The organism is Thermococcus thermotolerans (assembly GCF_024707485.1).
GTDB lineage: Archaea > Methanobacteriota_B > Thermococci > Thermococcales > Thermococcaceae > Thermococcus > Thermococcus thermotolerans.
Window position 1 is genome coordinate 2033697 of record NZ_CP102602.1, and the last position, 23849, is coordinate 2057545.

Sequence of the window (23849 nt, forward strand, 5' to 3'; positions counted from 1 at the left end):
TCACTTGAACTCTCCGTTTTCAACATGGGCGACATAAAACTTCGTTCCAGCGGAAACGCTGTCCGCGTCAACGCTTATCCCTGCTACATTCCCGTCCTCATCAAAGTGGAACGTTATCCGCCCTTCATACCCCATGGGCACAGCAAGGACGTAGGATGTTCCTCCCGGGTCGTGAGATACTGCCGAAAGTGCGAGTCCCGATATCACCGGCGCGAGTTCACCCCCTGTGTAGTATGCAGTCGTTGTTAAGTATCCATCAGTGCCGATGGAGTATACCGTGTAATACGTCTCCACCAGGAGGGTTTTTGTCGTGGATATGACCTCGCCATTTAAGGCATTATCTGCCTCCAGCCTATCAAAGGTCATTAGTTCGCCGTCGCCGGAGGAATATACCACCTCGTAGATCACGGCATTCGCCAGCAGTCCTTTGTCAAGGACTCCATCTATGTATTCATAGACTTCCATCACGTCTTCCGGAGGATACATATCCCCCCAGTCCCCACCGCTCACATGATATGTAACGTACCCCTCTTTGGTAACGATCTCAAAGCCTGATTTGTTGATGGTGGAGAAATCATGGTACCATACCCCGTCTGACTCGGACATCCTCATTATACTGATCCAGTCCGAGTCTATGTAGATTGCCCCTGTGTTGGTGTAGCTTTTCTCTGTGATGTAGCTCTCATCCGGAACCACCAGAAGGAAGGTTTCTGAATCATCTTCATAGGTAATTATGGCCGTGTGGGGATATTTCACGTCCCCACTCACCACGATGTGGAGAGTATCCGCGTGGAAAAGCATACTGCCGGTGGGCACAGTCTCTTCGGAGTCTCCAGAGGGCTCTGAGGTTGATGCCGTTGGTGTCGTAGATGTGGGGGAGGGAGTTGAGGTGGACGGGGACTGCTCAACTTTCGGCAATCCGTTGATATTAATTTCAACATTCAGTAGCCCACCTCTCCAAGCGAAGAAAAGCAGAATTACCAGCAGAACCACCACAAGTAACTTTTTCATGGGTCTCACCTCCTTTGGGAAATAAAACAAAAGAAAGATTCATTCCTCCGGCTTCACCCTCACCCAAAGCCACGCCTTTGAGCAGCCGCCGGAGACGCCGCAGACCGGGAAGTCATACTCCCACTCCATCCTGGGAATAGCTGAAACCGTGTCCCACTTGAGGGCGTTGTTGTCGAGGAGAACCGTTATCGCCACCTGTCCCATCGGATCGTCGTCGTTGCCCCACTTTCCGGCGTCTTCCTCCCAGGCGTTGTACTCAAGGTAGAGGAAGGGAACGTCAGCTCTAGCATGCTCGATGAGGAGCAGTTCTGGCTCCACCGTTACCTTGTTTCCATCGATTACCCTCTTTCCGGGTGGATAGCGGTAGGAAACCTCCACGGGAACCATTCCTGTCGTCCTCTCGGCTGTGCTATCGGGAACATCGGCCATCTCAACGGGTTCGAAGTGCGTAAAGGCCCTCGCGTAAAGGTAGTACTCATCATCGAGGAGTTCCGTGTCCTTGGTGAAGCTCACCCTGTCGAGGTAAGCTTTGAGCGTGTCGTAGCGGAGCGTTCTCGGAACGTCCACCTCGTAGACGAGGTAAGTGACCCTTATGTTTTTCCTGCTGAAGTCCCAGACCTCGATAAGCTTCCCGTTGCGGTAGTCATCATGGGGGTCTATAGTGAAAGCGTTATAGCCTATCGGGTCGGGCTTGGCTCCAAAGGCCTCCATCAGCCTGGAACCCCAGAAGTCGCTCGCGCTCTCACCGGTGAAGAGCTGGTTGATCAGCATCGCCCCAGAGTAGCCATACTTCATGGCCGTCCCTATCTCCCCCGTTGCCAGGCCAAGGGCCAAATCCACCAAAAAGCCCGTTCCGAGGGTTAGGTATTCACCGGGGTCGTCAACGTCCCAGCCGGCGGTGTGGATGTATATCTTCTTGTACTCCCTCGCCTCGTCCAGGGGCATCGCCAGGAGCGGGTAGCCGTTGATGTATGACCACTCGACGCTTATCGCTCTATCCTCGTGGTAGAGTAGCCTGCTGTTGTCGTTGGCCTCAATCCACCGTTTTCCAGGATAGCTAACGGCATATATGGGCCCGTACGTCCAGTTCCAGTCGTTCTCGTGCTCCCAGTAAACGGGGAAGGCCCATGAAACGAGCTGAATCTCGCCTTCCCTCGAATCTTCGTTTTCCCTTATGTAAACATCCTCTACCAAAACGACGAGGTATCTGTCAACGTCCTCCGTTATGGTAAGCCCTTTGGTAGCGTTCAGCCAGAGGTTGTTCTTTGCCGGGAAGCGGTAGCCGCCGTTTCCCGAGAACCAGAAGCGGAACTCCCTCCACGGAATCAGGCTGAAGATGTTTTCGACGGTGAACTCAACGGTTACCTCGCCGGTGGAGGTCTTCGTCACGGTGACGTTCGATTCCCGGTAAACGTTCCCGTTCATGTCGTAGAGGGTAAACTTCTCGGGGGTTATCCAGCCCGCCCAGTCGATTTGTCCGCTGTCGCCCGCGTCGATGTTGAGGCTCATCCCCATTGCCCTTCTGTACTCATTCTCGTCCTTGAAAATCAGCTGGAATGTCAAATCTTCACCGCCGGCAACGACGTGGAGGGAAACTCCAGGGTCGTCGGGACTGCCGTAGGAGCCTTCCGTGTAGTAGTCAATCCAGCCCCTCATTGCCTCTATCACGAAGCTTCCAACGCTCGGATAAGTCCTCCTCGGGAAGCGTTCTTCGCAGGTCGCTGAACCGCAGTCGAGGCGTATCCTCATGAAAACCCTTTCGGGGAAGATACTGGAGAAGTTCTCGATTGTGAACCTCACATCGGCCCCGTCAACCTCGACGCTCCCGTTCTGGATGGAGACCAGCCCCTCGCCCGTTACCTCGTAGAGCTGGAAGCCGAAGCGATAAAGGTGGAGTTCCCAGAGTCTTCCGAACTCGCCTCCCTCGGTAAAGGTGATTACCGTCGGCTCATATGTGTAAACTTTCCCACTGAAAAAGTCCCTGAAGCTGTCGGGATGGACGTAAGCGTTGGCCAAGCTCTCGTTCTCGAAGGTTATCATAAAGCCGACGTTCTTTCCTGGCTCTGTGGATTGGGTGATTATGGAGACACGCTTTATAACCTCACCGTTCGGCTCGAAAGCGTTGCTCCCTATCGGTCCTGCGTAGGTGAAGTTCGCGGTGAGCCTGTAAACTGGTATTATAACAGGCTCCAGGGTGACGTTTATCAGGGTATCCGGCAGGGAAAAGCCGGGTCCGGTTCCGTTATCGTTGGTTTCCCCTGCCTCACAGCCGAGGTCGGGGTCGGCATCGTCCGTGCATATAACGTTCCCGTCCTCGTCGTACTGGAGGCTCTCGTTTGGAGCCGGAGTTTCAGTCGGGGTTTCCGTTTGAGTTTCAGTCTGCGTTACCGTCTCGGTGACGGTCTCGGTTCCGGTTTCACTGCCTGTTTCCGTTGATGAGCTTTCCATCGAATATGTCTCACCGCTGTTGCTTGTTGGACTCCCGCTTGCTGACGGGGCCGTTCCGGTAGGGGAGGGTGTGCTGCCGAGACACCCGCTGATGATGACTAACGCGATCAGCAAAAGGAGAACCAAAATCCGAGGGGTTTTTCTCATACCCGCACCTCCAAACCCAAACCCGCGGGCAAGAAACGAAATTGAAGCCCATACCAGGGCTTGGATTTTACCCAATTATGTACCTTATTTTATTTAAGAGTTTCTCCGGTGAAGAGTCATTCAAGGGATAAGGTTTATTAATCACACTGGATTATTACATGCGGTGGTAGAATGATCGAGGTTGAGAACCTCACCAAAAACTTCGGCGCAACTAAAGCTGTACGGGGGATAACCTTTACTGTCAACGACGGCGAGATATACGGCCTTCTCGGCCCCAACGGGAGCGGGAAGAGCACCACCATGAAAATCCTCTCGGGGATAATGAAGCCCACCTCTGGCAGAGTCGTTGTTAACGGTGTTGATGTGAGCAGGGACGCTCTGGGTGTGAGGAGGATAGTCGGCTACGTCCCTGAAACACCGGTTCTCTACGAGAGCCTCACCCCGGTTGAATTCTTCAACTTCGTGGGGAGCGTAAGGGGAATTCCAGAGAAAGAGCTCCAGGAGCGCGTGGAGACCTTTGTGAGGGCGTTTGGAATAGAAAAATACCTCGGCGAGATGATAGGTTCCCTGAGCTTTGGGACCAAACAGAAAATCTCCCTCATATCAGCCATGCTCCACGATCCAAAGGTTCTCGTCCTGGATGAGGCCATGAACGGCCTCGACCCCAAGAGCGCCCGAATCCTGCGGGAGCTCTTACTCCAGTTCCGGGGGGAAGGGAGGAGCATAGTTTTCTCCACCCACGTTCTGGCGCTGGCCGAGACGATATGCGACCGCGTCGGTGTCATTTACAACGGCGAGATAATCGCGGAGGGAACCGTGGAGCAGCTCAAGGAGTTCGCCCACGAGGAGAGCCTTGAGGACGTCTTCCTCAAGCTCACCGAGAGCCAGGATGAGGTGGCTGGAATAGTCAGGGCGCTTAAAGATGCCCTTTAGGGTGGGAGCATGTTCGAGATAGTCAGGATACTCTATAAGGAGCTCCACTACCGGCGTTTAAAGAGCAACCCCCAGATAGCTGCCGACCCGAAGAAGTTCAAAGAGCAGTTGCGGAAAACTGGGGACATAAAGAGGGGGATAGCTTTCCAGTCGGTTGCGTTCCTGTTCTTTGGAATCATGATGGCCGGTGCGGTGATAGCGGCCGGGGATGAGAGCCGGGCGGCGGTTATATTCGCCACCTACGCCCTGCTCCCCTTCATAATGGCACTCTACACGACAACGGTGAATGCGTCCTACGCCACATCCATGGGAATCTTTGAGCCCCTCAGACCGCTCCCCCTAAAGACCAGTTCCATCTACCTCAGTGTACTCCTGGCGATTGACAACATCCCCGCGGTCGTTGCACTCCTGCCGGCGGTTGCTGCCATGACCGCAAAATACGGAATCCCGGGGGTACTGGGCCTTTTCTGGGTACTCACCGGAGCTTTCCTCGGCCACGTTCTTGGGCTGGTAGTTTTCACGTTCTTTGGCTCGGCCAGCGTTGGCGGCAGATTTTCGAAGCTCAGAACCCTCGCCAGAACCCTTGGGGTTATCCTGTTCATCAGCATGTTCTACGCCCTCAACTATGTCCAGCAGTACGTCAACGAGCACTACGAGGATGTTCTGCCCTTCTTCTCGAAGTATTCCCTGGCCTATCCTTTCTCGGTCGCCTCGATAACCGAGCCCATCCATTCCCTCCCCCTGGTTCTGGGCTACCTGACGGTTCTCGTCCCGATTTACAGGTTCGTTCTTAGGAGGCTGTGGGACAGGATGGAGGAGGGTGTGACCGTTTCACGCACGGGTATCACGAGGTTTAGGGCGGAGACCCATCATCCCATCCTGGCACTCGCACTTAAGGATTTGAGGATAGCGTTCAGGAGGAGCGCACTGCTGGTCGGTCTAATCTTCCCCCTCTTCATCATCCTTCCCAGTGCCATTGGCATTCTCTCTTCCGGAGAAGTTGAGAGCTGGGCGGTTGCATCGGTTCTCCTCATGATAGCCTGGGTGGCCTCCGTGGGAATCGACACGGTGCTAAAAATAGACGGTCAGGAGTTTGAGTTCCTGCGGAGTCTTCCCATAACGGTCGGCCAGTTCGTCAGGGCAAAGCTCCTGGTCATGAACGCAGTCCCGGTGACCGCTGGGGCAGGGCTGGTTCTGATAACCTCTTACTTCGATGTCAGCCTGCTCGTCCTTCTGCCGGCGGCGGTGTTCCTTCCCTTCCTCACTTCATCGATAGCGATGGCCTTCTTCTACCACGGCGAGAGCGAATTGTCAGTTCCTGAGACCAACTTCGGGCACGTCCTGGTGCTCATGATAATCAATGGAATTGCCCTCGGAGCAATCGCCGGCCTCTGGTACTTCCTCGGCTACCCCTACGCGCTCGCCCTTACGCTCCTCGGGGTTCTGGTAACTCAGAAATCCCTCAGCAGGTGATGTGGAATACCGCAAGGACTTTCCTTTTTCCGTGGAGTTCATTGAAGAGCTCCGCCGCTTCCTTGGTTGGCCTCTCAATTACCTCCCTATCGCTCACGAGGGCCCTGCTTTCCGGAAGCAGCGACAGCTTCCCCCAGGCGCCGGTTCCGACTATCAAAATATCGAAGTCCTCGCTCAGGTATCCCCTCAGCTCCTCTGGGTCGAGCTTATGGCTCGTACCGTGCTTCCTTTTGCTGAGCCACTTCTTGCGCCCTTCCACCTTTCCGCTCGGGTATATCACGATGTCGTGGCCGTAGGTTTTCCCGTCCACGACTATTCTGCCGAATCCCGGAAATTCTACCCTCATGATATCACCTCGGGCTCAGGGCGTCCCTCAGAATCTTCCCGTGGTCGAAGGCCAGCGGCAGTTTGAGGGCATCCTCTATCGGGACTATGTGGACTTCCTTTGCATCGTCCCCTGCCTTGAGTTCCCCTGATCCAACCGCCAGAAAGGCCGTCGTTACGGTGTGTCCCCTCGGGTCGCGCTTCGGGTCGGAGTAAACGCCGACGAGCTTGATGAGCCTCACGTCGAGGCCCGTCTCCTCCTTTGCCTCCCTCTTGGCGGCATCTTCAACGGTCTCACCGTACTCAACGAAGCCACCGGGCAGGGCGTAGTGGTCTTTAAACGGTTCGTGCTTCCGTTTAATGAGAACCACTCCGTTGTTGTATAGGATGACGATGTCAACGGTAAGGCCTATGCACCTGTGCATCTCGACCCTGAGTTCCGGATGTTTTCGGGAGAGGAACTCCCTCAACTCCTCCCGCACGGGGGATATATCATGGCCCTTTGGGGCCTTAACAAGCAGGACGTACCTGTCCATAACACCACCTCAGGGAAGTCCCTTGTCATCATCTTCAGCATGCTGACGTTTCATCATCGGCGGTTATAATTATTCCCATGAATTTATATCGTTAAGCTTCTCGACCGCAACGCCCATCGCCAGCTCGTTGACCTTTTCCATGGAGAATGAGAAGCTTCTGTGCTTCAGAAAGAGCGCGGTGAACGCGTTCGCTCTCTTCAGCGCCTGAATGAAGGGACAGCGGGTGTAGAAGTATGAAAAACTGGCGAGAAAGACATCTCCCGCCCCGGTTGATTCCTTAACTTCTACCTTAACGGGCCGGTATGCATACCTGCTACCTCTGAAATATGCAAAGCCTGTCTCGGGGCCGTTGGAAGCCAGGAAAACTTCCACCTCCCCGGGTCTTAGGTTCTTCAGATAATCCATCTCTGAGATATCCGCATGGACGGCCTTCAGCCCGCCGAGAAATGACACGTCTGTCCTCTGAAGCATTACATCGCCTGGCACTGGGGCCCGTATAAACCCCTGGACGTCTGCGGCTAGAAACGCTGTCTTTTTCTTCAACTTCTCGACAAGCTCCAGGGGGATTTCGTTCGCGACTGGGTTCATCAGAACCATGTCGTACCTTTTTGAGGGTGCTTTGGATATGGGTGTGGCCTTTGAGAGAAGTCTCAGCCTCCTCCGGTTGGCATCGAGGTAGCGGAGCTCGTAGGCGGTGCTCTTCTCGGAGGGTATTATCCTGAGCTTTATCCTTAGGGCCCTCAACTCATCGAGCCATTCGTCCGGGAAGTCTTCACCGACGCTCGTCAGCACCTCAACGTCGCAGAAATTCGAGAGGGTTATTGCCGAGTAGTACGCTCCCCCGCCTATCCGGGTCTCGGATTTTGAGCCCTCCACAATCGTGTCGATGACAAGGTGTCCGACCAGAAGGCACTTCATTTTAACCAGCCTAATTCCTTGTTCTAAGAGCTACTTAAATAAAAACCTTTTGGAAATTTTGCGAAAAGTTTATAAAGTCAAAATCGAAAAGCTTAAAAGGATATGTCCTTTTGGGGTGGGGCTATGAGGCGCCTGGGCAAAGTTTCTCACTACGCAAAGCAGGGGTTCCTTATTCTGCGCACTGACTGGGTTCCTTCGCTCAACGACCCGGTGGTTGACAAAAAGCTCACCGTGGTTGGGGTAGTGAAGGACGTCTTCGGGCCCGTCAAGAGGCCGTACGTTGCGGTCAAGCCCCGGGTAAAAAATCCTGAGGGTTACATTGGGGCTCTGCTCTACGTCGATACAAAACGCAGGAAGTCAAAGCCGGGAAAGGCCGGTAGAAAACGCACCAAGGGCGGAAAGGCTAGACGCCCTGCCCCCAGAAAGAGGGGGTGAGAGCTTTTGGCTGATAAGAATATCTGTCCGATATGTGGCTCCGATAAGCTGTTTTATGACCCGCGGAGGGGAGAGATTGTCTGTTCTGTCTGCGGTTACGTCGTTCAGCAGAACGTCATCGATGAGGGTCCCGAGTGGCGCGCATTCGATCCCGACCAGAGGGCAAAGCGCGCCAGAACTGGTGCACCCATGACGTTGATGATCCACGATAAGGGCCTCTCCACGGACATAGACTGGCGCGATAGGGATATACACGGCAACCAGATAACCGGAATGTACAGGACGAAGATGCGTCGCTTGCGGATGTGGCAGCGCAGGATGAGAATAAACGACGCCGCCGAGCGTAACCTGGCCTTCGCCCTCAGCGAGCTGGACAGGATGGCCGCCCAGATGATGCTACCGAGGCGAGTCAAGGAAGTTGCCGCATCGCTCTACCGGAAGGCGGTCATGAAGAAGCTCATCCGTGGAAGGTCCATAGAGGGCATGGTTTCCGCCGCTCTGTACGCCGCCTGCAGGATGGAGGGCATCCCAAGAACCCTCGACGAGATTGCAGCGGTTTCGAAGGTCACAAAGAAGGAGATAGGCAGGAGCTACCGATTCCTTGCGAGGGGACTCGGTCTTAACCTCAGGCCGACCAGCCCGATAGAGTACGTTGACAGGTTTGGAGATGCACTCGGCGTCAGCCAGAGGACGAAGAAGCGCGCCAAGGAGATACTTCAGGAGGCCATCAAGAGGGGCATCACGAGCGGAAAGGGCCCGACGGGACTGGCGGCCGCTGCGCTGTACGTCGCCTCACTCTTGGAGGGTGAGAAGAAGACCCAACGCGAGGTGGCGGAGGTAGCGCACGTAACCGAGGTCACGGTGAGGAACAGGTATAAGGAACTCGTCGAGAAGCTCGGCATAAACGTTCCAATATGAGGGATGCCCTTGCTGATAGCGGTAACTGGCGATACACATTACGGCGACAAGACAAAGAACCTCCCTTCCCTTCTTTTTGAGCACCTTGAGGATAAAAAGCCCGATTTGATACTCCACACGGGGGACGTTACTTCCCACGAACTCCTGGAGGGGCTTGAGGATTTTGCGCCGGTCGTGGCCGTTAGGGGAAACGCCGACCATCTAAGTCTTCCAGAGGAGCAGGTCGTCGATGTGGAAGACGTGAGAATTGGCATTCTCCACGGACACCAGTTTTTCTCGCTCAACGCTCAGTTTTTGACGCTCAAGGCGCTGGACATGGGCGTGAACGTTCTGGTATTTGGTCACACGCACCGTTTCTATCACGATACTTACTCGATTCACGGTGAAAGGGTGATTCTGCTCAATCCCGGCTCGCCCACGTTTCCAAGAATGGACTCTCCAGGTTTTGCGTTTCTGGAGGTTGACGGCGGGAGCGTTAGGGTGAGGAGAATACGTTTCTGGTGAAAGGCCTAAACTCAGAGAAAAGCGGAAAATGATGGAAAAGAAAGGCCATCAGCTCTTGATGGCGAGCTTGATGTCCTCGGCCTTGACGGTCTTCCTGCCGGCGTGGTGGGCGAGGTCGACGGCCTTCTTGGCGATCTCAAGGGCCTTCTCCTCAAGGTGCTCGGCCAGGAGCTTGGCGGCGTCCTCGCTGACGCGGGCGGCGCCGGCCTTCCTTATCAACCTGTCAACCGGGGCAATCGGCAACTCAGCCATTTTCCCAACCTCCTAAACGTTGTTTTGCAGGTATCTGCGTTCTATTCTAAGAACAAAGGTCTATATAAACCTTTCGGAAACCGGGCCCTCTGGGGGCAATAATCGGCCATTTTCGGGTGAGTTGTTGAGAAATTTGGCATCCTTAGGCTGTTAACTTATAAACAGCCTAATGCTAGCCCGAGGGCAAAGTTTTGAAAAAGGCTATTTGCTCCTGAAATTGAGTTTATCGGCTGGACACGGCTTTAATTTTTAAAAGGAGGGCAGGAGTTTGGAGCGCTGGCGCGGGAAAAGCGTCTCCAATCACCACATAGAGCCATGGATGTATCAATTATGTACCGTAGCCTTTTTATAGGGATTGGTGCGATACTAAAATTTACCAAGGAGGTGAAAGCATGAGTGAAAGGTTCGACAAGATATATGACTACTACGTGGACAAAGGCTATGAGCCCAACAGGAAGAGAGACATCATAGCCGTTTTCCGCATAACCCCCGCGGAGGGGTATTCCATAGAGGCAGTAGCTGGCGGGGTTGCCGCCGAGAGCTCGACAGGAACTTGGACGACTCTCTACAACTGGTACGAGGAGGAGCGCTGGGCAGACCTTTCGGCCAAGGCCTTCGAGTTCCACGACATGGGTGACGGCAGCTGGATAGTGAAGATAGCCTACCCGTTCCACGCATTTGAAGAGGCTAACCTCCCCGGACTTCTGGCCAGCATAGCCGGAAACGTCTTTGGTATGAGGCGCGCCAAGGCACTCCGCCTTGAAGATATGTATTTCCCTGAGAAGCTCATCCGCGAGTTCGATGGACCTGCCTTTGGTATTGAAGGCGTTAGAAAGATGCTCGACATTAAGGACAGGCCGCTCTACGGTGTCGTTCCAAAGCCGAAGGTAGGATATTCCCCGGAGGAGTTCGAGAAGCTCGCGACGGAGCTCCTCATGAACGGTGCTGACTACATGAAGGACGATGAGAACCTCACCAGCCCGTGGTACAACCGCTTCGAGGAGAGGGCTGAGATAATTGCAAAGATTATCGAAAAAGTCGAGAACGAGACCGGCGAGAAGAAGACCTGGTTCGCCAACATAACCGCCAACCTGCCCGAGATGGAGGAGAGGCTTGAAATTCTGGCCGACCTTGGGCTGAAGCACGCGATGGTCGATGTTGTTATCACCGGCTGGGGTGCTCTCCAGTACATCCGCGACCTCGCGGCAGACTACGGCTTGGCCATACACGGCCACAGGGCTATGCATGCGACATTCACCAGAAACCCATACCACGGTATCTCAATGTTCGTTCTGGCCAAGCTCTACAGGCTCATAGGCATTGACCAGCTCCACGTCGGAACGGCCGGAGCCGGCAAGCTCGAAGGAGGAAAGTGGGACGTTATTCAGAACGCAAGAATATTCAGAGAAAAGCACTACAAGCCCGAGGAGAACGACGTCTTCCACCTTGAGCAGAAGTTCTATGGCATAAAACCAGGTTTCCCAACCAGCTCCGGTGGACTCCACCCAGGCAATCTGCCGATTGTCTTCGACGCCCTCGGAACCGACATAGTTATCCAGCTCGGCGGTGGAACCCTTGGACATCCGGACGGCCCGGCTGCCGGAGCGAGAGCCATCAGGCAGGCAATCGATGCCTACATGCAGGGCATCCCGCTCGACGAGTACGCCAAGACCCACAAGGAGCTCGCGAGGGCCCTCGAAAAGTGGGGCCACATCACCCCTGTCTGACCGGTCTGACGGCTTTTTTCTCCCATTTTTGTCTCCCGTTCAACTTTTTGGCCGGAGAAGATTTAATGGCCCAAAGCATTCTTTTCTTGGTGGGAATCATGGTTCACCCGGGAGGATTTCTGGAGGTAATCACCGGACCTATGTTTGCTGGAAAAACGACCGAGCTGATAAAGCGCATCGAGAGGCAGATGTTCGCGAAAAGAAAGGCGGCGCTCTTCAAGCCTGCCATCGACAACAGATACTCCGAGGACGAGGTGGTTGCACACAACGGTCTGCGCTACGAGGCCTTCGTCATTCCGACCGATGAGGAAGGGGTTGACAGGATTGTGGAAATAACGAAAAGGGAAGGCTACGAGGTCATAGGCATCGACGAGGTCCAGTTCTTCCCGATGTCCGTCGTGGAAGCTCTTGAGAGGCTTGCCGATGAGGGGGTCTACGTCATCGCCAGTGGGCTCAATCTGGACTTCAAGGGGGACCCCTTCCCGGTTACGAGGGAGCTCCTTGTGAGGGCGGATAACATAGTTTACCTCACAGCCGTCTGCACGGTCTGCGGGAGGCCTGCAACCAGGAGCCAGCGCCTCATAGACGGGAAGCCCGCTCCCAGAGATTCACCCGTCATCCTCGTCGGCGGAAGCGAGAGCTATGAGGCCAGATGCAGGGAGCACCATGAGGTTCCTAGCTCTGAATGACCCTGCTCCACGTGTTGATGTCCTTAAGGCCGTGGCCGGTTGCCACAACGACGACGCTGTCCCCGCTCTCTATTATACCCTCCTCCCTCATCTTCCTCGCGAGCGCCAGCGATGTGGCGGACGAGGGCTCGACGAAGAGCCCCTCCCTCCCGAGGAGCATGCCCGCTTCGGCGGCTTCCTCGTTTGTAACGGTGCCGAGATGGCCGTTGCTTTCCCGGATTGCCCTGAGGACGTTCTCTCCATCCACCGGTGCCTTGACGGCTATGGCACTCGCTATAGTGGGCACCTTTTTGGTGACCCTTTCTATGGGTTTTCCGGTCTCCCACGCTCTAACTATTGCGTCGTAGCCCTCTATCTGGACTCCCGCTATTCTGGGAAGCTCATCTATCAAGCCCACCCTCTGGAACTCTTTGAGCCCCTTCCATATGGCCCTCAGGTGGGTGCCGGCACCTATCGGCACGATTATCCAGTCCGGGACCTTAAAGTGGAGCTGGTCAATGATTTCAAACCCCGTTGTCTTCTGTCCCTCAACCCTGAAGTGGTAGTTCCCGGTTAGATAGTAGCCCTCCTCCGTGGCCCTCCTCTCTGCCTCGGCCAGCGCTTCATCGTAGGTCTTCCCGAAAACCTCCACCGTGGCCCCGTACATCCTGGCCTGAAGGAGCTTGCCCTCCGGCGTACCCTCGGGAACCACTATCGTTACCTCAAGCCCAGCCTTTGCACCGTATGCGCTTATAGAGGCCGCCATGTTGCCCGTCGATGCCACTATGACCCTTCTGGCGTGAAACTCAAGGGCCTTTGTTATTTCAACGCTCGAACCCCTGTCCTTGAAGGCCCCCGTCGGGTTTTCGCCCTCGTTCTTGATGTACAGCCTGGAAATTCCGAGCTTCTCTTCGAGCCGTTTCACGCGGTACAGTCTGGTGCCGCCCTCGTTCAGGGTGACCACCTTTCTCAGATTTGAGACCGGAAGAAACATCCAGTACTTCCACATGTGGGGGTGCTCCCTGAACCAGGGGTCGTTATCCTGGATAACCTCGGCTATGTCCTCGTAGTGATACCGAACGTCCAAAGGGGAACCACATTTTCTGCACTTGTAAACGCCACACGCGGGGGAGTACTCCTCTCCACATTTCGTGCAGACCATCTTCGCCGCGAACATACATATCACCGGTACTTGTTTCAACGACGCCTTTTAAACCTGAAGCCGACCGAAAAGCTTAAAGTAATCTTTTCTTACATCAAGTTAGGGAAAGGGGGTGAGAGCATGGAGTCAAATAAGAACATGGGGAGGCTCCTTGACATACTCGGAAACGAGACCCGAAGGCGCATACTTATCCTGCTCACCAAGAGGCCTTACTTCGTGAGCGAGCTCAGTCAGGAGCTTGGAGTGGGCCAGAAGGCAGTACTTGAGCACCTCAGGATACTTGAGAGCGCCGGCCTCATCGAGGGCAGGACTGAAAAGATACCGCGCGGCAGGCCGAGGAAGTACTACACCATAAAGCGCGGCTTCCGCCTTGAGGTCCTGCTCACGCCCTACGCATTCGGCACGGAGATGTACGAGCCGAAGGCTCCAAGACAGACCAAGGAGTATGCCCAGGCCAGGGCGCTCATAAAGTCCACCGAACCGGCGGAGGCGAAGATAGACGAGCTCCTCACCTTCCTGACGGAGATACAGGACAGGATAGAGGAAATCATCAGAACGAAGCAGGAGCTTGAGGAGGTTCGTCTCCTCACGGAGACGTACATCGAAAACCTGTTCCGCCGCATCGCCCAGGAGAACGAGAGGGAATTCGAGAGGCTTGTTAAGGAGTTCAGAACAAGACTCCCGAAGAAAATACTCGAAGACTTGGAAGACTTTTAGGAAGCGACTTGAAGGGAATAAATCCTAGAAAAGGGACTCAGAGCATCTTGCCCTCTTCCTTCATCCTCACGAGCCGGGTTATGTAGCCCGCTATCCTGTTCCTGATGGTCTTGCTGGTGACGTTGGTGAGCTCTTCAACCTTCTTCTTGTTGTGCTCGAAGTCCCTGGCGAACTCGTTCGGGTAGCGGTCGAACAGCTCGCGGGCAACCCTCTTGATGAACGTCTGCTTGATGTTTCCCATCATCAATCCCCCCGTTAGCTTGACTCTGACAGCCGTAACTCACATCATAAGAGGCCTTTTAAAAGTTTTCCCAGAACCGGCAAAAATAAAGCGGTTCTTCACTCCTTCATGAGCTTCCTGCGGCGGAGTTCGAGCACGTCAACGCTGGTTTTTCTGGGATAGACTTTCCCAAGGGAGTTCACCCTTACGATGGCAAACCCAGCGTTGATCCTCAGGAGACCCTTGACGGCGCGCCTCAGGTTCATCCTATCACCCTGTGTGGTATTTCTCCGCTACACTTAAAAAGTTTTTCACTCGTTTGACCGGAGATTTATAAACCCCCGCTCGAAGCTGGAACCATGCTGAGGGAGGTAATCCGCTGCAGGGGTCACGAGAACGTCAGGGCAACGCATAAATCCACCCTTGAGTTCACGAAGGAGGATTACCTAACCCCCCGCGGTGACTGCATACTCTGCATCGAGGCAGACAAGGGGTTAAACGACCTTAGCGATGAGTTCAAGGCCGCTCTAAAGGCCGGAAGGAAGCTCCTAATACGAATAAAGGTTGGGGATCTGGTTGATGAGGTTCTCGCAGAGGGAAGTCCTGAGCTGATACTCGACCATCCCCATTCGATGGTCGTCAGGAAAAGTGAATACATCGACGCCAGAACCCTTGCAATAAGGGCCAACAAGGCGGCTAAGGATATAGATAGGAGAATAGTGGAGCTCCTGAAGAACCCCAAAACGGAGGCGGAGATCGAGCTTACCATTGAGTAGGGGCCGTTGTAGTCACTGCCCCCTCGGGTTCTCCTCCTCTTTCCCGGCCTCCAGGTTATCCCGGGAGAGGGCTCCAAAGAGCGTTATCTCCTCCGCCTCGGTGAGCACCCTATCAATGTCAATGCGAGGAAGCTCTCTCCGTAGAATCGACAGCTGGGTCCCCGAAAATGAGCCCTCATCAATGGCGACAATTAGGGTTGATCCCGTCAGCACCATATAGTCCCTCAGAGTTGTGAGGAACTTCATCAGACTCCTGAAATCGTTGTAGAGCAGAAGGTGCTCCACCCCATCCAGGATCACCAGGGCCCCACTGCCCTTCTCCGATATGAATCTCATTATCTCCCCCTGCAGAACGTGTAGCTTGGATGGGTCAACCGAGCCGGGAGCACCTATGCGGGTTATCCACACAACTCTGTCGAATGAAGGACATCCCTTGGGCTCAAGGCTTCTCCCGGCGTAGAGTACCGCCGTGGCCAACCTGCACAGCGGCTTTATCTTTGAAAGCTCGGAAACCTGGACTGTAAACCCTCCAACGGGCAGGGGGGTTCTCTCTCGCTCCTCCTTCGGTGCGGGGAATGTCCCTGATGGTATCTCAGGGATCTCTGGAACTTTCCCCTGGCCAATCTGATGGAGGAGCCTGAGATAGGTAAATATTGCGGTGAGGATAGTAACGTACGAAAGCGTGAAAAACGTTGCCATTACCCACCATGCCCTGAGGCCGGTTCCTGATTCTATTATAGTCCCCGCGCTCCCGACGATGGAAAAGACGCTGGATAGAAGGGCAAGATAGGCTAACCTCCTTGAGATCGGGGTCTCAAGTGTCTTAAGGTATCCGTACGCCCTGTACGCCGCCACCACCGATACGGAGAGGATTATGAGGCCCGCGACTAGGCCCGGAGGATTGTAGATTTCCATGGGGGCCCCTCTTAGCCACCTTGTCTCCGGCCCTACTTAAAACTTGCTGAGCTTGAACCTATCGTCCCTATGGCAAGCCCGACGTGTCTGTCTGCTCCCCCGTAGTAGAGGTAGTATCTGCCCTCATGTTCTATCATCGCCTCCGCGAACACCACGTTGTCAACCCATCCGTAAAGCTCCCAGTCGAAGGTCGGCCTGAGGATGGGTTTCTCTGTTCTCCAGATGAGCTTTCTCGGGTCTTCCAGATCAAAGAGGGTCGCGTGGGTGTAGTAGACGAGCTTTCCGTCCTCGTGGAAGGCTTCGCTGTGTATAAGGAGTATTCCGTCCTCCGTGAGAATGGGGGCGGGTCCAGGCTCAACTAAATGGCCCCTCGGCCTCAGGACGGGCTCCCTCTCGTACTCCCAGTGAAGGAGATCCTTGGAATAGGCGATCCATATGTTTGAGTCGCCGAAGTACATGATGTAGTGCCCCTTAAACGGCCCAGACTTCATTTTCTCCGTCAACATGGCTCCACTCTTGGTCCAGTTTTTGGTGGTGTTCTTCTGCGCGGGGAACTCCTCAAAGACCACCCCGTGCTTCTTCCAGTTCAGAAGGTTCTTCGAGGTGGCTATGCAGAGCCGTGCCGTCTTTCCATCGTAGCCGGTGTAAGTCATGTAGTATGTCTTTCCAATCCTCACAACGCGTGGGTCCTCAACGCCGAGGCTCTCCCAGCTGTATTCAGGCTCCATAACGGGCTCCGGGTGTCTGATGAAGTTGATTCCATCCTCACTCAGCGCCAGCCCGATTCTTCCTGTTATCTTTTCCCCTTTGGTCTCCGCACGGTAGAGCATGACCACCTTTCCTCTCCTTTTGACCACCGCGGGGTTGTAGACGTTCTTTGAGTCGAACCCTTCATCTGAAGGGGAAAGCACGGGTTTTGGAAGTTTTTCAAACCTGAACTCATAGGGGTTCAACGCTAACACCTCCATCTACAACTACAAGGTACCTCCTTCCTCCAAATGAAAGGCCTCTCAGGACGATGTTCGTTCCCTCCGCCGGCTGGATGGTGAGCTCCTCCCCCGCCTCCATTCCCAGCGCGGCGGTAACGAAGGCAAAAACGCTCGCCGCACTCCAGACCTGAGGGGAGTTGGCCCTCGGGACGGGAACGAGCTCATCGAGCCCGCTGTACAGCTCCGGAAGCTCCCTCTCCGGCAGAAGCTTCGCGGCGGTGAAAACCCTCTCCATAAGCTCCTTCGCAAGGTCAACCCTTCCAACCCTCGCCAGGCCAAGGGCTATCAGTGCGTTGTCGTGCGGCCAGACACTTCCGCGGTGGTAGCTGAAGGGGTTGTAGGCTTTCTCCCTGGCGCTCAGGGTTCTTATCCCGTACCGGGAGAGCATGTCCGGCTGGAAAAGTCTCTCCGCGAGCTCCTCTTCGTGCTCGGCTATACCCGTCAGGAGCAGGTGCCCCATGTTGGAGGAGACTACTCCGAGCGGCCTTTCCTCCCCATCCAGCGCGAGGGCGTAGTAGGAGCCGAGCCAGAAGTCGCGGTTGAACCTTTTCCTGAGCCGTTTCGCCTCCCTGATTAGGGCCCCCTCATCGAGATCGGTCAGTCCAAGCTCCCCTGCGAGCCTGAGCGCCCAGTGGGCGTAGCCCTGCACCTCGACGAGCGCTATCGGCGGCTTTGGAAGCTTCCCCTCCTCGTCAACTATAGCATCCCTCGAATCCTTCCACCCCTTGTTGCCGAGTATCCCCGGAACGTAGGTTATGTAACCATCATCGAGCTTTCCGAGTATCCACTCGACGGCGGCGGTCAGGTTCGGCCTCAGTTCCTCAATCAGTTTCCTGTCCTTGGTCCAGCGCAGGTACTCGCCCGCCAGCGCCACGTAGAGTGGAGTTGCATCGACCGTGCCGTAGTAAGGTGCGAAGGGAACCTTTCCCGACTGGGCGAGCTGACCAAGGCGGAACTCGTGGGGTATCTTCCCCGGCTCCTCCTCGTTCTTCGGGTTGGTTCTCTTTCCCTGGAGTCTCCCGAAGAGCCTCAGCGTGCCGGCGGCGTATTCCGGGTAGTACGGCAGGAGAAAGAGCGAGGTTATTATCGCGTCCCTTCCGAAGGGACAGGCAAAGTATGGAATCCCCGCGAGGGGAACCGGCCCGAAGCGCGTGAACAGCGTCAGGGCGTTTATGTTCTCAACCGCCCTCTCGAATATCCCGTCGATGGCGGGTGAGCCGGTGAAGGCGACGTTTTTTATCGTTTCCCTTTTCTCCGCGAGTATCTCCGAGACCCTGCCCTCGATTTTAGGGACGAAGCGGACGTAGAGAACCGCCTTTCCGAGGGGGGGTACCTCAAGTTCCGCCCTTAAGAGACTCCCCTCCCTCTCCATGTTGGTCTCAACGAAGAGGCTCCTCCTTCCGGCGGGGCTTTCCCTCAGATGCCTTCCTCCTGCTGGAGCTATGGCCTTTCCGCCCTTCAGCCCCATGAAGCCCCTGACCTGGAATATGTCCTCAAGGGGAGCCTCGTAGGAGTACCTGACCCTGACACTTAGCGGTTCTTCCGACGTGTTGTAGAAGGAGAGCTTTTCTTCGTAAACCCCGTCAAGGGTTCTCAGCCTCCCCAGGATTCCTCGTTCGCCGAGGGCGAAGTGTGAAACCGCGCGGGTAAAGGTGGACGATGCCCCGATGAAGCCCGGCGCTGGAGAAACCTCAAGCTTGGCCTTTCTGACGAATCTGGTGTCGAGAAAATAAAAGCCGTCGTAATGGGAGGGCATGTCCCCCCTCTCATCGCTCAGGACAAAGGCCCCGTTGCCAGCTAAGATGGTCTTCATTGACTACCCCTCAAGGAAGGATTTTACCTCCCTTGAGTCTTCAAGGTTTATTGCCTTTACCCCCCAGAGCCTCGCGGTAAAGCGGAGCTCCTCTGTGTAGTCGCCGGGAACCAGCGAGAGGTGGTTGGCCCCCATGGCAGAGATAAAGCCCTCCTTGTCGAGCGGGTTCCTTATGGCCGTATGCGGCCACTGCTTGCCCCATTTGAGCCTCGATTCCATCTCCTCCGTTATCTCAAGGCCCTCCGCGAGGAAGTAGAGGAGGTAGTACTCGCCGCCCCTCCGTATGAGCCTCGCCACGGTGAACTCCGCCGGAGGGGTTCTGTAGGTTAGCGCCCCGCCGCTCGCCCCCTGGCACTGTCCCTGGACGGTTGTTGCTTTGAGGTTCTCCTCTGGGTTCTCGCTCAGCCTTGCGTAGTAGAGGGAAGCCGCGCCGCAGTTGGCTATCATGACGACCTCGTCGTCCACGTACTTTATGTCGCCGAAGAGCGGGGGCTTTCCGCTGAGGTAGAAGAGCAGGGCCGAGCTTATCGTGCCCTTGACGTCGCCCTCGCATGTGGCGGGGATCACCTCCTTCTCACCCTCGGCATCGAGGTTGAACGGAAAGAGCGCGGGAATCAGACAGGCCGTAACGCCGTAGACCTCGCTCAGCTCCGGCTGGCACTTTATCGAGACGGCCGAAACGTTACTCTGCTCTTTCCAGCTCTCCTTTGCGGCGAGATATATGGCTATCTGCCTCCTCAAAGCCTCCGGTGTCAGCATGAGGTCGTCAAACTTGACCTCCGTTTTCTCGGTCAGCCAGTCATAGAACTCCTCCACGCGGACCCTCAGCCTCCCGTCCGAGAGCATCTCCTCCGCCTTCCTCACCAGAAAGTACTGGTCGAGGGTTATGAAGTCGCCGACGATTCTCTTAAGCCTCGGCAGGTCGTCCATGAGGTGCTCCATCCCGAGGGTGTACGGAGCCCCCCAGAGGAGGAGGGACTTCTTAGACAGCTTTGAGACGGCTTCAACGGCCCTGGCCCAGGCCTTTACCTTTTTAACGTCCCCCTTTAGGCGGACGTGGTTGAGGGCATGCTCGTTCACGGCACTCTCCCAGAGCGAGGCACCAACGGATGTGACGCACGTAGTCCCGGCCCATGCCGGATCGTCGTCGGCGTAGAGCAGTATCGGCCTCTTGGTCTCCCTAACGAGTGCCGTAACGAGGTTGCTCTCCGTCCAGTGCCACAGGCCCGCTATGATTCCGGAGGCGGAGCTCCCCCCGACTATCTCGGTGGTCCTGAAGCTCTCATTCATAGAATCTACCCCGAAGTTCTTGCCGGCTTTGAGGGCTTCGTATTTTCCAAGCCTCTCGTTCACGTCGAGAACTTCAAAGCCGGCCTTTCTAAGCTCCCCGATGAGGGCGGAGTGCTTCTCCATCAGAGCCCTCTCGCGCTCGATCGAGAGGGCCGTTGGCCGGGGGTCAGTGAACGTTATTACCGCTATCATGGCCACCACCTTAGAATACTGCTTTTCCTGTGTTTTTGTTGAAGATGTGGGCTTTGTTCATGTCGAATACCACATCAATCTCCTGGCCTTCCTTCACCTTGGACTCCGAGCGGAAGGCTCCCAAGAACGTCACTTCCCCAACGCGCAAGTGGACTATCTTTTCACTCCCTAAGTTCTCGATAATGTCAACCGTTGCTCTAACCATGTTCTCCCCTGGAACTTTCACTTGAGCGAACATTGCATCGTAAACGTCCTCTGGGCGAATGCCAAAGATGACTTCCTTTCCAATCAAGCCCTCCTCGCGGAGAACTTCAACTTGATCCGGGAGGAGTTTGAGCTTGAATTCCCCAAAGTCGGCAAAACCGTCCTCTGTTATTGTTGCGTCAATGAAGTTCATTGGCGGTGAACCAATAAAGCCTGCAACGAAGGTGTTGGCTGGCTTGTCGTAGACCTCTTCTGGCGTGCCCACTTGTTGTAAAACGCCAGCGTTTATGACTGCTATTCTATCACCCATGGTCATGGCTTCAACTTGATCGTGAGTCACGTAAATGGTGGTTACTCCCAGTTGCTTCTGGAGTCTCTTGAGTTCCGCGCGCATTTTTACCCTGAGTTTTGCATCCAGGTTGCTGAGTGGTTCGTCCATGAGGAAGACTTGAGGTTTTCTCACGATTGCCCTGCCCAATGCTACGCGCTGTCTTTGACCGCCAGAGAGTTCTCTCGGTTTTCTTTTGAGGAGCTCTGTCAAGCCGAGCATTTCCGCGACTTCTCTGACGCGCTGGTCGATCTCCTGTTTTGGAACTTTTCTGAGTTTGAGGGGGAAGGCTATGTTGTCGTAGACTGTCATGTGGGGGTATAATGCGTAGCTCTGGAAGACCATGGCTATGTCCCGGTCTTTTGGGGGGATGAAGACGCCTTTTTCCGGGTCGGCGACTAGCTTATCCCCAATGTAGATTTGGCCTTTTGTGGGTTCTTCCAGGCCGGAGATCATTCTCAGGGTTGTTGTTTTCCCGCAGCCGCTTGGCCCGAGGAGGATCATGAATTCCCCATCCTTAACGTGAAGATTCATATCCTTAACAGCCGTGAAGTCCCCGAACCGCTTCCAAACGTTCACAAGCCGAACATCCGCCATAAAATCACCCTCAAACTATGGTCAGCCGGATCATGGTCGTTTCATAATCCTCCAAAACCGCGAACATTCCCCCGACCTTTACTATCCCCCTCTCCGTCTCCAGGTCGAAGCTGTCTATTCCCTCATCAAGCGCCACGGTGTAGCCAACAACGCGGCCTTCAAGTTCCTCCATCTCACCCGTGACGAGGTTCCTCCCAAGGACTTTGGCATAAATAACGCCGTCGTTGAGGTGCCGCCTTATTATGTCCACGGCGTGGAAGTTCGCAAAGAACCGCAGGTCGTCCCTGTTTTTTATCCCCTCCAGTATGAGGCTGGACTCCTTGAAGGCCTCCCTGATGAAGCTGTACTGGGAGAATATTATCTCGGGATAGGTCGCCTTGAAGCTGGGTGGGTTCCTCGGCCGGAAACCGATGTTCTGGATGTCTATGACTTCTCTGCCGTCAAACATCCCTATGAAGTGGTTCAGCTTGTGGAACTTCCTCACGTAGAGGTTGCCGAGCTTGGCAAAATCGGAGAGGTCTATCTGCTCTTCGGTATAGAGGGAGATTGTGGTTCCCCTCTTGAGGGCGGTCTTTATGTTGTCCTCTATTTTCTCCAGAAACTTCTCGGGGGCCACCAGTATGGCCTCATAGGAACTGGAGTCTATGGACTCCTTCACCATCTCGACGGCTATGCTGAGGTCCTTAGTGCGCCAGATTCCGGGTCTCTCCTCGGTCTTTACCTTGACCCTCTGGAGCTCCTTTTCAAGCTCCTCCTTGATTCCATCTATGTCTCTTTTGAACTTCAGAAACGCTATCTTGGGGGAATACGCGACGTACACCTTCGGAGAACCCTCAACCTCGTTGACGAAGCCCCTCGCCTTCAGTGATGCTATGGTGTCGTAGACCCTGTTGTAGGGCACGCCGCTTCTCTCGGATATCTCCTTCGCCGTGCTCGGTCCGTAGACGAGGAGGGTCCAGTATATCATGACCTCATACTTCGTGAAGCCTATCCTGGTCAGCATGGTTATGGCCTTCTCGCTGATCTCCATACCTACCCCTCCCCAGAAAATGAGAGGAGGAGGTCTAAATACCTTTCCAGATGTCTGGTGATGAGGAAGTTCTCCCTCACGCGTTCCCTGGCGCTGATGCCAAGCCTTTCGGCCTTCTCAGGGTGCTTCAGCAGGTAAATGACTTTTTCGACGGCCTCTTCAATGCCGTTCACGAGGAAGCCGGTTTCCCCATCAACCACCTGGAACTTAATCCCCCCAACGGCTCTACCCACGACTGGCTTACCCTTCCACATGGCCTCCGTCACAGTCAGCCCAAAGCCTTCTCTGATGGACATCTGCAAGACCACGTCACTCGCCCGCTGGAAAGCATTGACTTCGCGGGCGTGGACTCCGGTCAAATTCGTCAGGACTTTAACGTCGTAGTCCTCGCCAATCTTCCTTAGGGTCTTCTCGAAGTAAACCCAGCCCTCAGGGTCGTCAGCCGCCATGACCCCGACAAGAAGCAACTGAACCTCCGGAATCCTCTCCTTCACTTTCCGGTAGACCTCGATAACGTCGAAGACACCCTTCCAGGGGTCGAAGCGGGCAACCTGTGTGATTATCGGCCTGTCCGGGTCAACGTCGAACCTTTCCAGCGTTTTAAGAACTTCTGACTCTTTCAGTTCCATGTTCTTCTCACTCAGCGGGTCAATTGACGGAGGCATGATGACGGTTTTCTCCGGGTTCAAATCCGGTTGAACGTATTCTGGAAGGTGGAAGATGTACCGATCGTATTTTTGAACATACTCTCTCAGGAACGCCCAGAATTCCATGTTCGGGTCGCTCAGGTCGATATGGCATCGCCAGATCCAGGGTTGGGTTTTCTCGTAGAAGTCTATGAGCGCCGCGGGTTGTGGGTCGTGGATGAGAACGTAGTCAAATTCGCTTAGGTCAGCTTTCTGAGCGTTCTCTTCGTTGGTTTTGATGTAGAGGTTCTTCATTTCCCCGGTGAGTTTGAGGTCTTTATTGCCCTGAAGGGCGTTGTGGAAGCTTTTGGTGACGTTGAAGAACTCGTCACTTCCTTCGATGACCCACCACTCCGCCCTTATTCCGACGTCGTTCATGAGGGGCACCAGATTGCTCAGTATCTCGGCGACGCCACCACCGTATGCGGTTGAGTTGACGTGGGCGAACTTGGCTCCCGAGAGCTTTTCACTCTTTTCCATAATCCTTGAGACGGCATCTTCTCCGGCAACAGAGGGATAGTCCTCAATCCTCTTCCGGGGCAGTTTCGTAACCTGGAACATGTCGAGACTCCTCCCTTTATACTTTTAGTATATGAATACCCGGCAAATGTTTGGCTGTCTATATATAAAAAGTTT

25 protein-coding genes are annotated in these 23849 nt (G+C 54.9%); 9 read left to right on the forward strand and 16 right to left on the reverse strand.

Going from position 1 to position 23849, the window contains the following annotated elements:
• On the reverse strand, window positions 1–1011 hold the full coding sequence (locus NUS69_RS11500; protein WP_258083841.1) for a hypothetical protein: 1011 nt from the start codon (window positions 1009–1011) through the stop codon (window positions 1–3).
• A gap of 39 nt (window positions 1012–1050) precedes the next feature.
• Entirely contained in the window at window positions 1051–3606 is a 2556-nt protein-coding gene (locus NUS69_RS11505; RefSeq protein WP_258083842.1) for a hypothetical protein, read from the reverse strand.
• A 171-nt stretch (window positions 3607–3777) separates the two neighbouring features.
• Between NUS69_RS11505 and NUS69_RS11510 the strand changes: the two genes are divergently transcribed.
• Window positions 3778–4539: an ABC transporter ATP-binding protein gene (locus tag NUS69_RS11510; protein ID WP_258083843.1), complete on the forward strand. Its 762-nt coding sequence runs from the start codon at window positions 3778–3780 to the stop codon at window positions 4537–4539.
• 9 nt (window positions 4540–4548) lie between these two features.
• A complete protein-coding gene (locus tag NUS69_RS11515) occupies window positions 4549–6012 on the forward strand; it encodes a hypothetical protein (protein ID WP_258083844.1) in 1464 nt (487 codons plus the stop codon).
• Here the strand turns inward: NUS69_RS11515 and NUS69_RS11520 are convergent.
• The 3 genes from NUS69_RS11520 to NUS69_RS11530 all read right to left on the reverse strand — a co-directional run bounded on the left by NUS69_RS11520 (window position 6002) and on the right by NUS69_RS11530 (window position 7790).
• On the reverse strand, window positions 6002–6358 hold the full coding sequence (locus tag NUS69_RS11520) for an Mth938-like domain-containing protein (RefSeq protein ID WP_258083845.1): 357 nt from the start codon (window positions 6356–6358) through the stop codon (window positions 6002–6004). The two genes, NUS69_RS11515 and NUS69_RS11520, sit on opposite strands and share 11 nt — an antisense overlap.
• 4 nt (window positions 6359–6362) lie before the next feature.
• Complete coding sequence (locus NUS69_RS11525) at window positions 6363–6872, reverse strand: NUDIX hydrolase (protein WP_258083846.1); 510 nt, start codon at window positions 6870–6872, stop codon at window positions 6363–6365.
• A gap of 69 nt (window positions 6873–6941) precedes the next feature.
• A complete protein-coding gene (locus NUS69_RS11530; protein WP_258083847.1) occupies window positions 6942–7790 on the reverse strand; it encodes a carbohydrate kinase family protein in 849 nt (282 codons plus the stop codon).
• Between the two features lie 123 nt (window positions 7791–7913).
• Here NUS69_RS11530 and NUS69_RS11535 point away from each other — a divergent pair, with 123 nt between their 5' ends.
• Genes NUS69_RS11535 through NUS69_RS11545 form a run of 3 tightly spaced genes read left to right on the forward strand, consistent with a single transcriptional unit; the run spans window position 7914 to window position 9647 of the window.
• Entirely contained in the window at window positions 7914–8225 is a 312-nt protein-coding gene (locus NUS69_RS11535) for a Gar1/Naf1 family protein (RefSeq protein WP_258083848.1), read from the forward strand.
• Between the two features lie 6 nt (window positions 8226–8231).
• Window positions 8232–9143 carry a transcription initiation factor IIB gene (locus NUS69_RS11540; protein WP_055428880.1) on the forward strand — a complete coding sequence of 304 codons (912 nt, stop codon included), beginning with the start codon at window positions 8232–8234 and terminating at the stop codon, window positions 9141–9143.
• 9 nt (window positions 9144–9152) lie between these two features.
• A complete protein-coding gene (locus tag NUS69_RS11545; protein ID WP_258085138.1) occupies window positions 9153–9647 on the forward strand; it encodes a metallophosphoesterase in 495 nt (164 codons plus the stop codon).
• Between the two features lie 48 nt (window positions 9648–9695).
• Here the strand turns inward: NUS69_RS11545 and hpkB are convergent, their stop codons facing one another.
• On the reverse strand, window positions 9696–9899 hold the full coding sequence (gene hpkB, locus NUS69_RS11550) for an archaeal histone HpkB (protein ID WP_055428882.1): 204 nt from the start codon (window positions 9897–9899) through the stop codon (window positions 9696–9698).
• 392 nt (window positions 9900–10291) lie between these two features.
• On the opposite strand from hpkB, the gene rbcL reads away from it, so the two are divergent.
• Window positions 10292–11626 carry a type III ribulose-bisphosphate carboxylase gene (gene rbcL / locus NUS69_RS11555; protein WP_258083849.1) on the forward strand — a complete coding sequence of 445 codons (1335 nt, stop codon included), beginning with the start codon at window positions 10292–10294 and terminating at the stop codon, window positions 11624–11626.
• Between the two features lie 98 nt (window positions 11627–11724).
• Window positions 11725–12315: a thymidine kinase gene (locus NUS69_RS11560; protein WP_258085139.1), complete on the forward strand. Its 591-nt coding sequence runs from the start codon at window positions 11725–11727 to the stop codon at window positions 12313–12315.
• Here NUS69_RS11560 and NUS69_RS11565 read toward each other — a convergent pair.
• Complete coding sequence (locus tag NUS69_RS11565; protein WP_258085140.1) at window positions 12302–13471, reverse strand: threonine synthase; 1170 nt, start codon at window positions 13469–13471, stop codon at window positions 12302–12304. The two genes, NUS69_RS11560 and NUS69_RS11565, sit on opposite strands and share 14 nt — an antisense overlap.
• A 105-nt stretch (window positions 13472–13576) precedes the next feature.
• On the opposite strand from NUS69_RS11565, the gene NUS69_RS11570 reads away from it, so the two are divergent.
• Complete coding sequence (locus tag NUS69_RS11570) at window positions 13577–14173, forward strand: ArsR/SmtB family transcription factor (RefSeq protein ID WP_258083850.1); 597 nt, start codon at window positions 13577–13579, stop codon at window positions 14171–14173.
• A gap of 37 nt (window positions 14174–14210) precedes the next feature.
• On the opposite strand, the gene NUS69_RS11575 is transcribed toward NUS69_RS11570, so the two are convergent.
• Together NUS69_RS11575 and NUS69_RS11580 are read right to left on the reverse strand one after the other, a co-directional pair.
• Entirely contained in the window at window positions 14211–14414 is a 204-nt protein-coding gene (locus NUS69_RS11575; RefSeq protein ID WP_258085141.1) for a 30S ribosomal protein S17e, read from the reverse strand.
• Between the two features lie 98 nt (window positions 14415–14512).
• Window positions 14513–14659 carry a hypothetical protein gene (locus tag NUS69_RS11580; RefSeq protein ID WP_258083851.1) on the reverse strand — a complete coding sequence of 49 codons (147 nt, stop codon included), beginning with the start codon at window positions 14657–14659 and terminating at the stop codon, window positions 14513–14515.
• 93 nt (window positions 14660–14752) lie between these two features.
• Here NUS69_RS11580 and NUS69_RS11585 point away from each other — a divergent pair, with 93 nt between their 5' ends.
• Window positions 14753–15169 carry a DUF371 domain-containing protein gene (locus NUS69_RS11585; protein ID WP_258083852.1) on the forward strand — a complete coding sequence of 139 codons (417 nt, stop codon included), beginning with the start codon at window positions 14753–14755 and terminating at the stop codon, window positions 15167–15169.
• A gap of 12 nt (window positions 15170–15181) precedes the next feature.
• Here the strand turns inward: NUS69_RS11585 and NUS69_RS11590 are convergent, their stop codons facing one another.
• From NUS69_RS11590 to treT, 7 genes are read right to left on the reverse strand one after another with little or no spacing between them, the layout of a single operon-like run.
• The gene (locus tag NUS69_RS11590; protein WP_258083853.1) at window positions 15182–16084 is read right to left on the reverse strand and encodes a DUF835 domain-containing protein; all 903 of its coding nucleotides are present in this window, start codon (window positions 16082–16084) and stop codon (window positions 15182–15184) included.
• Between the two features lie 32 nt (window positions 16085–16116).
• Window positions 16117–17037 carry a glycoside hydrolase family 130 protein gene (locus NUS69_RS11595; protein WP_258083854.1) on the reverse strand — a complete coding sequence of 307 codons (921 nt, stop codon included), beginning with the start codon at window positions 17035–17037 and terminating at the stop codon, window positions 16117–16119.
• A complete protein-coding gene (locus NUS69_RS11600) occupies window positions 17024–18886 on the reverse strand; it encodes a glycogen debranching N-terminal domain-containing protein (RefSeq protein WP_258083855.1) in 1863 nt (620 codons plus the stop codon). Before NUS69_RS11600 ends, NUS69_RS11595 begins: the two co-directional genes overlap by 14 nt.
• A gap of 3 nt (window positions 18887–18889) precedes the next feature.
• The gene (locus NUS69_RS11605; protein ID WP_258083856.1) at window positions 18890–20368 is read right to left on the reverse strand and encodes a fucose isomerase; all 1479 of its coding nucleotides are present in this window, start codon (window positions 20366–20368) and stop codon (window positions 18890–18892) included.
• Between the two features lie 10 nt (window positions 20369–20378).
• Entirely contained in the window at window positions 20379–21497 is a 1119-nt protein-coding gene (locus tag NUS69_RS11610; RefSeq protein WP_258083857.1) for an ABC transporter ATP-binding protein, read from the reverse strand.
• Between the two features lie 10 nt (window positions 21498–21507).
• Window positions 21508–22527, reverse strand: a complete 1020-nt coding sequence (trmB, locus tag NUS69_RS11615) for an HTH-type sugar-sensing transcriptional regulator TrmB (protein WP_258083858.1) — start codon at window positions 22525–22527, stop codon at window positions 21508–21510.
• A 2-nt stretch (window positions 22528–22529) separates the two neighbouring features.
• Window positions 22530–23774, reverse strand: a complete 1245-nt coding sequence (gene treT / locus NUS69_RS11620) for a trehalose synthase (protein ID WP_258083859.1) — start codon at window positions 23772–23774, stop codon at window positions 22530–22532.
• Window positions 23775–23849 lie beyond the last annotated feature (75 nt).